Below are 14566 nucleotides of genomic sequence, written 5' to 3' on the forward strand. Positions count from 1 at the left end.
GATATATATTAATTATGGGGAGATTTTATGAAATACTTTTTTCATAAAAAATTTGGGATATGGAAATAAATAAAAAATTCAATAGAGTTGATATGCAAGTTTCAATACTTACTGCAATTATTGTAATAATTTCTTCTTCATGTGTTTATTTTTTTAATTATGCACTCACTTATAATGATATGATTTATACTTTAAGTGAAAGGTCAAGACATATATATAAATATGTAGAAAAAAATCTTGATAAAGATACCTTTATTGAAATTAATTCTGAAAAAGACCACTCAAAAGAGTCTTATAAAAGTGCTAAAGTGCTATTAGAATCTGTAAAAAATACTACTGGAGTTATGTACCTATACACTGCTAAAAAAACAAAAGATGGTTCATTAGTATATGTTGTTGATGGTTTAGATTCATCTAGAAGTGATTTTAGAAATGCTGGTGATTTGATAGAAAAAGAGATTTGGGGTGACCTTAACAAAGCTCTGGATAATAATATATTGCTACCTAAAAAAATAAAGAAAACATCCTGGGGACATATATTTATATCTTATTTCCCTATCCATAATGATGTTGGTAAAGTCGTTGGAGTAATGGGAATTGAATTTGAAGCAAAACATCAATACAATACTTTTAGATTTATAAGCATAGTTACTCCTTTTATAGCTTTATTAACTTGTTTAATATCAGCATTAGTGGCAGTAATCCTATTTAAACGTATATCTAATCCTACATATACTGATTTTGCCAATACAGATTATCTAACAGGATTAAAAAATAGAAATGCTTTTGAGATAGATATGAATAACTTAAACAATTCAAATCTTAAAAAACCAATTTCTATAATGTCAATAGATTTAGATGGTCTTAAAAAAATCAATGATAAATTTGGTCATCAAACAGGAGATTTATACATCAAAAATGCAAGTAAAATTATACAAGATGTAATAAACAAACAACATATAGTTTATCGTGTTGGTGGAGATGAGTATATAATTATTTTAAAAAATTCTTATCGTGAAGAAATAGATAGTATTGTCGATAAGATTAACTTAAAAATAATTGAAGAAAACTCTACTAATGAATTAAATTTATCCATGTCTATTGGATATGCAGTTTTTGATGAAAACTTAGACACCTCTTTATTTGATACATACCATCGCGCAGATTCTGAAATGTATTATAACAAAAGAAAAATTAATAAAAACGATTAATATTTATTTTAAATTTATATAAAGAAGTCTATTCTATAAATAATAAATTATAAGAATAGACTTCTTTATATGTGTATTTTTATATAATAACTTCTTTAATTAAAATTTGCTCTTTTTTCCAAACGATTTTTTATAAATTCATGTATTACCTTAACTAGTACATTTGTAATTAATATCAATACAGCCAGTGCTGCTGCTTGTGCTGTACTTCCCTTATCATCCAACTGTACAATTGATATAGCTGCTACCTTTGAACTTGCTGTATATATAAAGACTAGTGCTGATATTGTTACCATAGAGTTTAAGAAGAAATACATAAAATTTTCTAAAACTGCTGGCAAACAAAGTGGTATTGTTACATTTTTAAGAATTGATGCACTATTTATTCCCATTGATTTTGCCACCATATCTAATTCTTTATCTACTTTCTTAATAGCTGTAGTTGCAGTTATAAATGCAACTGAGAAAAAGTGTACTACATTACATATAACCATGATAAATAATGTTCCATACAATCCATTAAATAAGTTTTTAATGTATATTGTATCCATAAAATTAAACTCTAATTTATTAAAAAATAGTACATAAGCTATACCTAACACTAACCCTGGTAATGCCATGGGTAATGTACTTAAAAAATACCCAAATGATTTTAAATATGGAGCTTTTTCTGTTTTTTCGTTTAGATATGCAAATAAGAAAACAAAACTTGTACCAAGAATAGCTGTCAGTAATGACATTTCTATTGAATTTATAAATGGCTTAATTCCATCAATACTACTTTTCATAGAAAAGTGCTCAAGTGTAAGTCTTAAATCATATGGCCACACAGATATTAGTGAAGATAAGATTACAGTCAACATTACAGCTATTATTCCAAATGCAATAACTCCTACAATGACTCCAAATATACTGTCTCTTAACTTATTAGATTTAACCTTATATGGAATTGATTTTGAATTTATATATGAATTTTGATTTTTTTCGATTTTTTTAGTTACTATAAAAGATATTATTGCAGGTATTAAAAGTAAAATTGATACAGTTGCTCCCATAGGCATATTTTGCTGCCCTATAATTTGCTTGTATACATCTATTGATAATACATTGAAATCTCCTCCAATAACTTTTGGAGCTCCAAAGTCTGTAAAGCACAATGTGAATGATACAAATGCTGAACTTATTAAAGAGTACTTAATACTAGGTATCGTTATACTTAAAAACTCTCTTATCTTGCTTATTCCCATAGCATTGCTAGCTTCATATAATCTATAGTCAGTTGAGTTTAGTGATATATAAAGTATCTGAAATGATTGAGGAAATACATATATAATTTGTGCTAATACTATTCCAATTGAACCATATATAGGAATATTTATTCCAAGTAAATTAGTCACTACCCCTTGATTACCAAATAAATATACCAAACCTATAGCGTGCATCATTGTAGGGGCAAACATAGGAAACATCGCTATAGATTTAAGAAGTCCTTTAAACTTAATCTTTGTTCTTGTCAGTGCATATGCATACACTAGTGCAAGTGTTAAAGATATTACAGTTGATATAACAGATACAAATATTGTATTTTTCAAAGAATTTAACAGTGCTTCAGAAGCTAAATATTCTTTAAAATTTTGTAATCCAACAAAAACTCCATCTTTATCTAAAAATGCTTGTACAAACAGATAGATTATGGGTGCCAATAAAAATATTACCAAAGACATAACTAATACTGTAAGCATACATTTTTTTATATCTAAATTCATTTTAGATTTAATATTTATACTTTTAGAACTTATAGCATTATTATTCATATATTTATGCTCCTTTAACTTTTGGATACTTTAAATAGTATTTTTCATCTATACTTACGCTTACAAGGTCGCCCTCTACTAGATTTAAATTAACCCATTCTTTTATAGAAACATCACTTATTATAAAGTTTTCATTTAATTTATCTTTTATTTCCACTCTCAATAGATTCCCTCTAAATTCTATATTAGATATTGTTCCATGATAATTTTCTTTTGTTGACTTTTCTATTTGAACATATTCTGGTCTTACAGTTAATATAGAATCTCCTCTATCAAAACAGTTTGTATCTCCTATAAATTGAGCTGTAAATAGGTTCTGAGGATTTTGATATATTTCTTCAGGAGTACCTATTTGCATTATGTCACCACCATTTAAGATTGCAATTTTGTCTGCCATAGTTATAGCTTCTTCCTGGTCATGTGTTACCATTATTGTTGTTATATTTAATTCTTTCTGTAATTTTTTAATATCCATTCTAAGTTTGTGTCTAACCTTTGCATCAAGTGCAGACATTGGCTCATCTAAAAGTAAAAACTTTGGCTCAAGTGCTAATGCTCTTGCTATTGCAATTCTCTGTTGTTGGCCACCTGACAATGCTTTAGGATACTTATGAGCTTCATTACTCAATCCAACTGTTTCAAGCACTTCTCTAACCTTTTTATCTATCTTTTCTTTTGGTACCTTTCTTTCTTTAAGCGGAAAAGCTATATTATTATATGCTGTCATATTTGGAAATAATGCATATGATTGAAATACTATCCCAAAACCTCTCTTTGATGGCTCTAAATCTGTGATATCTTTATCTTGAAGAATTATAGCTCCACTATTTACATCTTCAAGTCCTGCTATTATTCTAAGTAATGTAGTTTTTCCACATCCACTAGGTCCAAGTAAACATAGAAATTCACCTTCTTCAATATCTAAACTAATATTATTTAACACTCTTTTTTGGTCATAACTCTTGAACACATTATTTATTTTTAAGTAACTCATATCTAATCTCCCCTTATACAATTATATTTGTTTTTTTAATTTTTCTTATAAATTTCTTTTTTCTATTTCTATTAAACTATTTCTATTAAAAAACTCATTTGATTTTTACTTACTTTCTGATTTTGAACCGTACTTTGATTCCCAAGTTTTTAATACTGCACTTCTATTTTTTGATGCAGAATTTAAATCAACTTCTTTAATCAACTGTTCTAATGGACGTTTAGAGTAACCTTTTGGTACAGGATTATCTGTCTTTATAGAAGTTACTGCTACTTCATGTGCATATCTGTCCATAGCTGAATCACTTATTGCCCAATCTAAAAACAATTTTGCTTCTTTTTTTATATTATCTTTCTTGACCAAAGCATTTGCTTCTAAATCCCAGCCTGAACCTTCTTTTGGAAATACTACTTCTATAGGTTCTCCACTAGACAATTGCTGTGTAGCTCTATATCCAAGTGTAATACCTATTGGGTATTCTCCTGAACCAGATAGTTTTGCAGGTTTTGAACCTGAATGTGTATATGTAGCTATATTCTTATGTAGTTTATCCATGTAATTATAAGCTTCTTTTTCACCCATCATTTGTATAAGTCCTGATACTGTAAGATAACCTGTACCAGATGATGCTGGATTTGGCATTGTTATAAGACCTTTGTACTCTGGTTTTATTAAATCATTATATCCTTTTGGAATATCCAACCCTAATTTTTCAAGTTCTTTATAATTAACTACTATTGCTGTCTCTGGTACACTCATACCTACCCATGATACCTCTTTTCCAGTATCCTTAAATCTCTTATCTACCTTGTCATAGTTTTTAGGCTTATATGCTTCAAGTGCTCCATCTTCTTTTAGTTCTATCATATTCATTGCTGATAATCCCCATATAACATCTGCTTGTGGATTATCTTTTTCTGCTAATAATTTTGAAGCTATTACACCATGAGAATCCATAACTATTTCTACATCAATATTAGGATACTCTTCTCTAAATCCTTCCATATAGTAAGCTATTTGCTCTTCTTCTAGTGCTGCATATATTGTAAGTTTATTATTTCCTTTTCCTTGAGTAGTTTGTGGTGTTGTTGATATGCAACTTGTCATGAATGTAATTACTACAATACACAGACAAGTAAATATAAATTCTTTCATATCTTCCCCCTTTTTGTGTTTTTGTCTTTTTTTAATTGTTTTTTATTGCTTTTGCTTATGTTTATATAATACACCTAATTTGTTAATATGAAGTTAAGTGTAAATTAACAATTCGTTAATTTTTAGAAATTTTTGTTAAATTTATTATTTTTTTACAAAGTTCTGGGCATCTAGACCATTATATTTTCATAAAACCTCTTATAAAAAAACGCCCTTTTATCCAACAAGTATGATTTTATTTGAAGTTTTTTTTACATACAAGGTAGAATATACATAACTTTCACATCAGGAGAATTAAAATGAAGATTGAGAGATTAATAGGTATTTTATTTTATATACTTAATAGAAATTGTGTAAGTGTTACTACTTTAATTGCACAAAATAAGCCTAACTCCTATAAACTAGGATGTTAGGCTTATTTTTATAAGTATTTAATTATCCAACCAAATCATTTTTCTTTTTTTCTTCAAGTGCTTTCTTAAGCACCATATCCTTAACCTTCATAAGTCTAGTGGTACTTGCTCTCTCATTTTCTTCAAGCTTCATAGCAATATACTTAATAGTTTCAATGTAATTTGGTATCATTACATTTTCAAGAGCATTAACACGTCTACGTGTCTTTTCTATCTCTTGTGCAAGAAGCTGTGCACTTTTTTCACTTTCTGCAAGTCTTAAAAGTGGTTCCATTGCATCTGAGAATGCTTCCATAGCAGAATCTAATTCTCCTGATGTAAAAGCAAGACCATAAGGATAAATATCACTTTGATTGTTTTCAGTTTTAAAGTCAAACACAGGAACATCAACACTCATTATGTTTCTTGTAGAAACATCTACAGAAACAGATTGTTTTGGCATCATAAGTGCTGAACCTAGATACTCCTGACTCATAACTGCCCTTGCAATTATAAAATTTTTATAAGCAGCATCAAGAGCATTTTCTGCTTCTTCACGTAATCGCTTATTTTCTCTTACAATTTCAAGAAATTGTTTCATAAGTTCATCAAGCTTATCTTTAAGAAGCTTATGACCTCTTGTTGCAGTTTTAAGGAGTTTCTTAAGTCTAGTCATTTCCATACGTGTTGGATTTATATTTAATCTAGCCACAGATATCACTCCTTAGGCATATATTTTTCAAAATATTCATCACGAATACGTTTAAGTTCACTTTTTGGTAACATACTAAGAAGCTTCCATCCAATTTCTAATGTTTGCTCAATAGTTCTGTCAGTTCTAAACCCTTGTGAAACGTATTCTTTCTCAAATTCATCTGCAAATTTTGCATACATCAAATCAATTTCAGAAAGTGCAGATTCACCAAGTATTGCCATAAGTTCTTTTGCATCTTTACCTCTTGAGTATGCTGCAAAAAGCTGGTTCATTGTATCTGCATGGTCCTCACGAGTCTTACCTTTACCAATCCCCTTATCTTTAAGACGAGAAAGTGATGGTAAAACATCTATAGGAGGCTGTATATCTTTTTTGTAAAGTTCACGGTTAAGTATAATTTGTCCTTCTGTAATGTATCCTGTAAGGTCAGGAATTGGATGTGTTTTATCATCCTCAGGCATTGTAAGTATTGGAATCATTGTTATAGACCCTTCATGCCCTTTCATTTTTCCTGCTCTTTCATACATTGTAGCGAGGTCAGTATAAAGATAACCTGGATATCCACGACGTCCTGGAACTTCTTTTTTGGCTGCTGAAACTTCACGTAATGCTTCTGCATAGTTTGTAATATCTGTTATTATAACAAGTACATGCATATCTTGCTCAAAAGCAAGATATTCTGCTGCTGTAAGTGCCATTCTAGGTGTAGATACACGCTCTACTGCTGGGTCATTTGCAAGGTTTACAAATACTACAGAACGGTCAATTGCTCCTGTTGCTTTAAAATCACTTATGAAGAAATCTGCATCTTCAAAAGTTATACCAACAGCTGCAAATACAACGGCAAACTTAGAGTCAGTTCCACGAACTTTTGCCTGTCTTGCAATTTGAACTGCAAGATTAGCATGTGGCAAACCAGAACCTGAGAATATAGGAAGTTTTTGCCCTCTAACCAAGGTATTCAGTCCGTCTATCGCAGAAACACCAGTCTGTATAAACTCAGCTGGATAATCACGTGCTGCTGGATTTATAGGTGCACCATTTATATCAAGTCTTTTATCTGGTATAATTTCTGGTCCACCATCAATAGGTTTACCCATCCCACTAAAAACACGACCTAATATGTCTGGTGAAACTCCAAAATCAAGACTCTTTCCTAAAAAACGTACTTTACTTTCAGCAAGGTTTATACCTGTTGAACTTTCAAAAAGTTGAACAAGTGCAGTATCTTCATTTACTTCTAGAACTTTACAACGACGAATTTCTCCACTTGAAAGCTCAATTTCTCCAAGTTCATCAAATTTTACGCCTTCTACGCCGTTTATTAACATAAGAGGACCGGCTACCTCTTGTATTGACTTATATTCCTTTATCATAGTTCTTCAGCCCCCCTCTTTTTAATAAGGTCAGCAAGCTCGTTGTCTATTTCATCTTCAATTGCATCGTAAGCAGCATCTAGTTTATCTTCTTCTACATACTTAGCACGACCAATCTTTTCAAGAACTGAAAGCTTGATAATATCATTTATAGTAACATTTTGCTTAATAGCATCTTGTGCTGACTTATAGAATTTTAGAATAAGTCCCATCATTCTATACTGTTTGTGAAGTGATGTATAAGTATCAACTTCATGGAAAGAGTTTTGATGAAGGAAGTCCTCTCTTATAGAACGAGTAACTTCTAATATCAATCTATCTCCATCTGAAAGTGAGTCAACACCAACCAATTGAACTATCTCTTGAAGCTCAGATTCAACTTGCAAAAGTTTCATAGCTTGAGCTCTTTGAGCTGAAAAATTATCATTTACATTTTTATCTGCCCATACATCAACTTTCTCCTGATAAAGTGAATAACTTGTTAACCAGTTAATTGCTGGGAAGTGACGTTTGTATGCTAATGAAGCATCAAGTCCCCAGAATACTTTTACTATACGAAGTGTTGCTTGGCTGACAGGTTCTGATGTATCACCACCAGGAGGAGAAACAGCACCAATTGCTGTAAGAGTCCCCTGTCTGTCATCCATACCTAGACATTTTACTTTTCCTGCTCTCTCATAGAATTGAGCAAGACGTGAACCTAAATACGCTGGGTAACCTTCTTCACCTGGCATCTCTTCCAAACGTCCACTCATCTCTCTAAGAGCCTCTGCCCATCTTGATGTAGAATCTGCCATAAGTGCAACACTATATCCCATATCTCTAAAATATTCAGCTATTGTAATACCAGTGTATATAGAAGCCTCACGTGCAGCAACTGGCATATCTGATGTATTGGCTATAAGTACTGTTCTTTGCATAAGTGACTCGCCTGTTCTTGGGTCTTTTAGTTCAGGGAATTCAAGAAGAACATCTGTCATTTCATTTCCACGTTCTCCACATCCTATATATACAACTATATCTGCATCTGCCCATTTAGCAAGCTGATGTTGTGTAACAGTTTTTCCACTTCCAAAAGGCCCTGGTATAGCTGCTACCCCACCTTTTGTAATTGGGAAAAATGTATCTATAACTCTTTGACCTGTAACAAGAAGTGAATCTGGTGTTTTCTTTTCCCCATATGGTCTTTCTTTTCTAACTGGCCATTTTTGCATCATAGTTACAGCTATATCATTACCTTTTTCATCTGTGATAACACAAACTGTATCTTCAACAGTAAATTCTCCAGAATATATTTCTTTTATAGTACCCTTTACTCCATAAGGAACCATAATCTTACATTCTACTACAGCTGTTTCTTGAACTACCCCAATTATATCTCCTGCTACGACTTTATCACCAGCAGATTTTTTAGGTTTGAATTCCCATTTAATTGTTCTATCAAGTGAAGATACTTCAACACCTTTAGTTATATTAGTACCTGAAATTTCATACATTTTTTCAAGTGGACGTTGAATACCATCATAAATAGTTGAAATAAGACCTGGCCCAAGTTCAACACTCATAGGCATTCCAAGAGAAACCACTTCTTCTCCTGGTCCTAGACCAGAAGTTTCCTCATAAACCTGTATAGAAGCCTTATCTCCATGCATTTCAATAATCTCGCCTATAAGATGTTTATCAGAAACTCTTACGACGTCAAACATATTCGCATCTCTCATGCCCTCCGCTACGACAAGCGGTCCTGACACCTTTACAATTGTGCCTGTTTTCATATTCTCTCACCTGCAATCATATACTTTATCAAAATTTAAATATTCCCTCCTATATTTTATCAATACATTTTTTAGCATTAACAAAATTTGAGATTGTCTCTTATTCAATTTGCATCTATTCTTTAAATAATATATCTGCACCTATAGCACGTTTACTAGATTCTCTTACTTCATTCATACCTAATCCCATACTTCCTCCAATACCTGGAATAACTATAATAGCAGGAAGTTGATAGTCTTTGTATTTTGCTATTGATTCTTTTGCAAGCAATGATGCCTGTTCTGTAATATAAATTATCGCATATTCATCTTCAACCAACTTATGTATACTTTTTTTTATTTCGTCACTATCATAGGCTGGGAAGATATCTATTCCAAGAGCTAAAAATCCCATGATGCTATCTTTATCTCCAACTACTCCTACTTTATACATAAGCATCCCTTAGCCTTTCTTTTATAGTATCTGCGTCTATATTATTAAGCTTACTAGTCATAATAATTCTAATTGTCTTTATTTCTGATTCTTTAGCATATAAATATGCAATTAATGGTTCTAGTGTAAGAGGTTTAAATTTTGCATCTCTAACATATTCCATAAGATAATCATCACAAAGTTTTTCAAAGACAGTAAATCCACTATCCATACCATTTTTACAGACATCAGAGTAAGAAGTAGATTTAAAACATGATGCTGGAGTGTCTGAAGAAAAAGCTTCTAAGAATTTTTCTTTATCAAGTGAGCCACCTGAAACAAACACATTCATAAACATATCAAAATCTTTCTTCATATTTTTAACTCTTATAAAACTCTTTAGATTTGTTAAATCACAAACTTTCATAACATAATTTATTACAAATTTGTTTTGACTTTCTGTAGCTGTCTCTTTCATACTTGAAAAAGTTGCTTTATCTAAAACAATATCAACCATTTGACCATTTTGTGTTTTACTATAAATATCAAATGCATTTGTTATTGCTCCTGCCATTATCTTAGGTAAATCACTAAAACTACGATTTGCTAAAGATTCTTTAAGTTTAGCAAGTGGAATTGTACCTCCATCAATTAAGTACTTTTCACCATCTACACCAGAAATTTCTTCTTTAATCAAAACTTTTAAGTTGTGATAATCATTTTTATAAAGGAATACATCAACAAATTTTTCTTCAGGGGCTAGACCTTTAAGAATTTCATATGTTTTAGATAATTCTCGAGTCAAAACATTCTCAAAATTGTGAACATTATTATTTGACGAATCCGCATAACCCGCTTCTGCTATAATTCTTAAAGAGTCTTCAGGGCTTTTAGCTTCTGCCATTTGAATAAACATTTGTCTGCTAAGAAGCTGTTTTTCAAGCACTCTTATTCGTGCCACGGCATAGGGATAAGTTTTTTCTTCTGCCATCTTTTAACCCCCCTCCTTAATTAAACAAAATTTCTGCTGCAATTTGCTCAATGTCTTCATGCTCTACTGCAATTATAGCTTCAAACGAATAATTGTACTCAATATCACCTTTTTTAACTATGAAACCTCCAGTAATATCTCTAGTTTCATCAGACACTTTAATCTCTTTTTTAGATAATACATCTTTTAATGTTTTTCTATCTTTTTTAGATAATACTATCTCAGAACCATCTGTACAATTCGCTTTTTCAATCATATTTAATATAATTTTTTCATATTCACTATCTTTAAGATTTAGAAGTTTATCTTTAGCTTCTAAAATTACTTCTTCTAAAATCTGTTGTTTCTTTGATAATATTTGTTTCTTCGCCTCCATATAAGCTCCTGATATTTCCTTAGAAGCTGCTTTTTCTGCTTCTGCCTCTGCAAGCTTTGTATAGGAAGCCATTTCCTTCTCAGCTTTTTCATTAGCTGAACTTATCTTTGAATCTGCTTCACTTTTAGCTTTATCCAATATTTCTTGCGCCTCTTGTTTGGCATCAGCTATAATTCTGTCAATCATTTTTTGTTCATTACCCATAGGAGTGCTTCCTCCTTTTCATTTTTTTTACTTATGAATTATATTCTATAATTAACCAACTGCAATTCCATTGTAAGCTAAGAAAGAAACAAGTAGTCCTAAAAGAGCATATGTTTCAACTATCGCTGCAAATGTTATAGCTTTACCAAGTTCTTCAGGTCTTTTAGCAACTATTCCAACCCCTGCTGCTGCTGCCTTACCTTGTGCAATACCTGATACTAAACCAACTAGACCAATTGGAAGCCCTGCCATAAGAAGTTGTAAACCTTGAGCTGATGTTGGTATCGCATCTCCACCAATAATTCCTGCTTTTGATAAAATAAGGAAAGCTATGATAAATCCATATAGACCTTGTGTACCAGGAAGAAGTTGTAAAACTAGAAGTTGACCGAATTTACTAGGGTCTTCTGTTACAACACCTGCTGCTGCTTGCCCTGCTATTGAAGTCCCTTTAGCAGAACCCATACCTGCAAATAACGCTGCTATAGCAGCTCCTGATATTGCCAAAAATTGACCATTTCCTAACGCGTTTAAAAATTCCATATTTACATCTCCTTTTTATTAATGCTTGTATATTTTGTTTTATACTTAAACGGAACAAAAGGAACTCCTCCGCCTTCATAAAACTTATTGAAAAATTCTACATACTGTAACCTACTTGTATGAACATATGCACCTAGTGCATTTATAAGAAGGTTTATTGTGTGTCCTACAACACCAATTACAATTGCAAATATTGGACCAGCTATAGCCCCTAAAAGATTGATAACCTGCGCTATAACTCCTGTTGTTAGACAAAGTGCCATAATTCTTGTATAAGATAATATATCAGCAAAATAACTTGTTATACCATAAAGACTTGAAAATCCTTTAAAAAGCTTAACAGGTACTCCTTTAAAGCTTCTCCCTTGAGTAAGAACAAGACCTATAGCACCTATTATTGCTAAATATTTTCCTACTTCAGAAAATACACCTATATCTCCTGCAACAAAAGGTATTATAAGTAGACATACCCCTGTTATACATAAATACCAAAATCCTATGTCACAAATTGCATCTATGACTTTTCCATCTCTTATTAGTGTATATGCTTTAATTCCTAAACCTACATATATATGGATAATACCGAACAGTAATGACATCCCCATAAGTACCATAACATCCTCTAAAGGATTAATTAAAGCTTTTATAGGAATTAAATCCCCCAAAATACCCCCGAATATAAGACCCCATATAGTAGTTGAAACTCCACAAATACCAATAAGTTTAATTAAATTTCCTTCACCCTTTTTCATCTTTGATTTGTATACAATAAATCCACAAGCTAGGGCAATTATTATCCCATATGCAGCATCACTTAGCATCATCCCAAAGAATACAACATAAAATAAAGTCATAATTGTATTTGGGTCAATATCTTTTGTGCTTGGACAACTGTACATATTTGTTACACTTTCAAAAGGTGTTACAAGTTTATTGTTTTCAAGTAGAATTGGGAAACCTTCTTCTTTATTTCCTTCCTCTGTTTGAACACAACAATCAAACTTTTCTGTGATTTCACTAATTAGCTCACTGGCACTTTTACTTGGCAACCAACCATTAAGACAGAATGTTGTTTTTGTTTTTACAAGTCTCTCTATAATCTTTTTCTGGTCTCTTTCTATAGTGTAAAAATCATATAGATTTTCAAGCATGTGTATATTATTTCCATGATTTTTGATTTCTTCTGTCTTATTTTTAGAAACGTTTTCCTGTCTAATTATCATTTCATTGTATTTCTTGATAGCTTGTGATGGTGTCCCTTCCTCACTTGGTAATGTAACTATTGAAAAATTAAATTCTTTAAGGACTTCTGTAGCATTATCAAAAGTTTCTTTTAAAGTAATTAAATAAACATAGTTCATTAACTTGTCAGAGTCAATAATTCCAAGAACACTTTCTGGCACTTCATCCTCTAGTCTAACTCTTAAAGCATCAATATTTGCATTTGTGGGTATAGTTCCTAGAATAGTTTTTGTATACTTAGTTTCCATCTTTTCAAAAGGAACATCAAAGTTTACCCATGGCTCTAACATACTTTTATTGTTATTTAATAAATTTATGTTACTCCTTATTGTACCTATCTCTTTATTTAGATTATTTAACTCCAAAGCTTCAGCATAAACTTCCTCTTCTTTTTCACTGTCAATTTTGTTAAATTCTCTTTTTGGTGCAAACATAGCTTTCTTTTGTTTCACTAGTGAAGAAACAATGTCAATCGCTTGATTTACATGTGCCATCTTCTGTTCTAGCATTATAACATCTGACTCCTCACCATCTTTTGTAAGATGATTTTTTAACTCATCCATTTCAGTAAGAAAGGCACTATCATCAATTTGAACAAATCCACGGTTCATAAGTAGCTTTAAAATTTGGCTTTTTTGTGCTTCTAAGCCAACAATAGATATCTTGTTCATATTAACTATTGCCATATTATCTCACTACCTTTCCAATAACCGCTTCGATTGCCTTACTTCGTCTTTCTGTCGCAGTTTTTTCAATTTTCAGACATTCACTTTTAGCATCTGCCAAGATTTTATCAACCTCTGCTTTACTGTCGGTGACTGCCTTCTCAACAAGAGTTTCTTCCATAAGCTTTGCTTGCTTTTTTACATCAGCCAAGATGCTTTCACATTCGTTTACAGCATCAGCTCTGATAGACTCTGCATCAGTAACAGCTTTTACTTTAATACTGTCTGCTGTCTGCTCTGCCTCAACAATGCTTTTTATTATTTCAAAAGCCATCCAAATCACCTCTCTTACCTTTTTACTATGTATATAACTAATTAGAGTTTTTTATTCTAATTAGATTACTACCTCATTGTTAAAGTATAAACAGCATTTTTATATAATAATTAATTTTTTTCAACGTTTATTTCTTAGTAAAACATATTTTAGAGTAGTACTTGCTTAGACTTACATTCTTTTTTGACTTACTTTTAGACTATGACATGAGTATGATTTTTAAATATCATTATTTTCAATAATTATAATTTAAAGCAATATGGTTTGTCAATAGCGTTATTTTGTTTTGAAATTAACGTTTTATCGACATTTTTAATTTTTATTTTAATTTTTTTTTACGTGTAATTTTATTTATTCCATATAAATT

The 14566-nt window shown here is 31.3% G+C and carries 13 protein-coding genes; 1 reads left to right on the forward strand and 12 read right to left on the reverse strand.

Annotated elements, in window-relative coordinates; genetic code table 11:
- The first annotated feature begins 59 nt into the window (after nt 1-59).
- Nucleotides 60-1211, forward strand: coding sequence for a GGDEF domain-containing protein (locus KGF50_RS15865; protein ID WP_227848966.1), 1152 nt, complete (start codon nt 60-62; stop codon nt 1209-1211).
- Nucleotides 1212-1306: 95 nt separating this feature from the next.
- Here the strand turns inward: KGF50_RS15865 and KGF50_RS15870 are convergent, their stop codons facing one another.
- From KGF50_RS15870 to KGF50_RS15925, 12 genes are all read right to left on the reverse strand, one after another.
- The gene (locus tag KGF50_RS15870; protein WP_227848967.1) at nt 1307-3025 is read right to left on the reverse strand and encodes a putative 2-aminoethylphosphonate ABC transporter permease subunit; all 1719 of its coding nucleotides are present in this window, start codon (nt 3023-3025) and stop codon (nt 1307-1309) included.
- Nucleotides 3026-3029: 4 nt separating this feature from the next.
- A complete protein-coding gene (locus KGF50_RS15875; protein WP_227848968.1) occupies nt 3030-4019 on the reverse strand; it encodes an ATP-binding cassette domain-containing protein in 990 nt (329 codons plus the stop codon).
- 105 nt (nt 4020-4124) lie between these two features.
- On the reverse strand, nt 4125-5174 hold the full coding sequence (locus tag KGF50_RS15880) for a putative 2-aminoethylphosphonate ABC transporter substrate-binding protein (protein WP_227848969.1): 1050 nt from the start codon (nt 5172-5174) through the stop codon (nt 4125-4127).
- A 435-nt stretch (nt 5175-5609) separates the two neighbouring features.
- A complete protein-coding gene (locus KGF50_RS15885) occupies nt 5610-6278 on the reverse strand; it encodes a V-type ATP synthase subunit D (protein ID WP_227848970.1) in 669 nt (222 codons plus the stop codon).
- A 5-nt stretch (nt 6279-6283) separates the two neighbouring features.
- The gene (locus tag KGF50_RS15890; protein WP_227433968.1) at nt 6284-7657 is read right to left on the reverse strand and encodes a V-type ATP synthase subunit B; all 1374 of its coding nucleotides are present in this window, start codon (nt 7655-7657) and stop codon (nt 6284-6286) included.
- On the reverse strand, nt 7654-9432 hold the full coding sequence (locus tag KGF50_RS15895; protein WP_227848971.1) for a V-type ATP synthase subunit A: 1779 nt from the start codon (nt 9430-9432) through the stop codon (nt 7654-7656). The genes KGF50_RS15890 and KGF50_RS15895 overlap by 4 nt, the downstream gene beginning before the upstream one ends.
- 115 nt (nt 9433-9547) lie before the next feature.
- Nucleotides 9548-9865 carry a V-type ATP synthase subunit F gene (locus tag KGF50_RS15900; RefSeq protein ID WP_009893746.1) on the reverse strand — a complete coding sequence of 106 codons (318 nt, stop codon included), beginning with the start codon at nt 9863-9865 and terminating at the stop codon, nt 9548-9550.
- The gene (locus KGF50_RS15905; protein WP_227848972.1) at nt 9858-10835 is read right to left on the reverse strand and encodes a V-type ATP synthase subunit C; all 978 of its coding nucleotides are present in this window, start codon (nt 10833-10835) and stop codon (nt 9858-9860) included. Before KGF50_RS15905 ends, KGF50_RS15900 begins: the two co-directional genes overlap by 8 nt.
- Before the next feature lie 16 nt (nt 10836-10851).
- Nucleotides 10852-11415: a V-type ATP synthase subunit E gene (locus KGF50_RS15910; RefSeq protein WP_227848973.1), complete on the reverse strand. Its 564-nt coding sequence runs from the start codon at nt 11413-11415 to the stop codon at nt 10852-10854.
- 51 nt (nt 11416-11466) lie between these two features.
- A complete protein-coding gene (locus KGF50_RS15915) occupies nt 11467-11958 on the reverse strand; it encodes a V-type ATP synthase subunit K (protein ID WP_021385913.1) in 492 nt (163 codons plus the stop codon).
- Nucleotides 11959-11960: 2 nt separating this feature from the next.
- Complete coding sequence (locus tag KGF50_RS15920; protein ID WP_227848974.1) at nt 11961-13886, reverse strand: V-type ATP synthase subunit I; 1926 nt, start codon at nt 13884-13886, stop codon at nt 11961-11963.
- Between the two features lies 1 nt (nt 13887).
- Complete coding sequence (locus KGF50_RS15925) at nt 13888-14199, reverse strand: hypothetical protein (protein WP_227827686.1); 312 nt, start codon at nt 14197-14199, stop codon at nt 13888-13890.
- Nucleotides 14200-14566 lie beyond the last annotated feature (367 nt).

The sequence above is a fragment of the Clostridioides sp. ZZV15-6598 genome, from assembly GCF_020657705.1.
GTDB classification, from domain to species: Bacteria; Bacillota; Clostridia; order Peptostreptococcales; family Peptostreptococcaceae; genus Clostridioides; species Clostridioides difficile_F.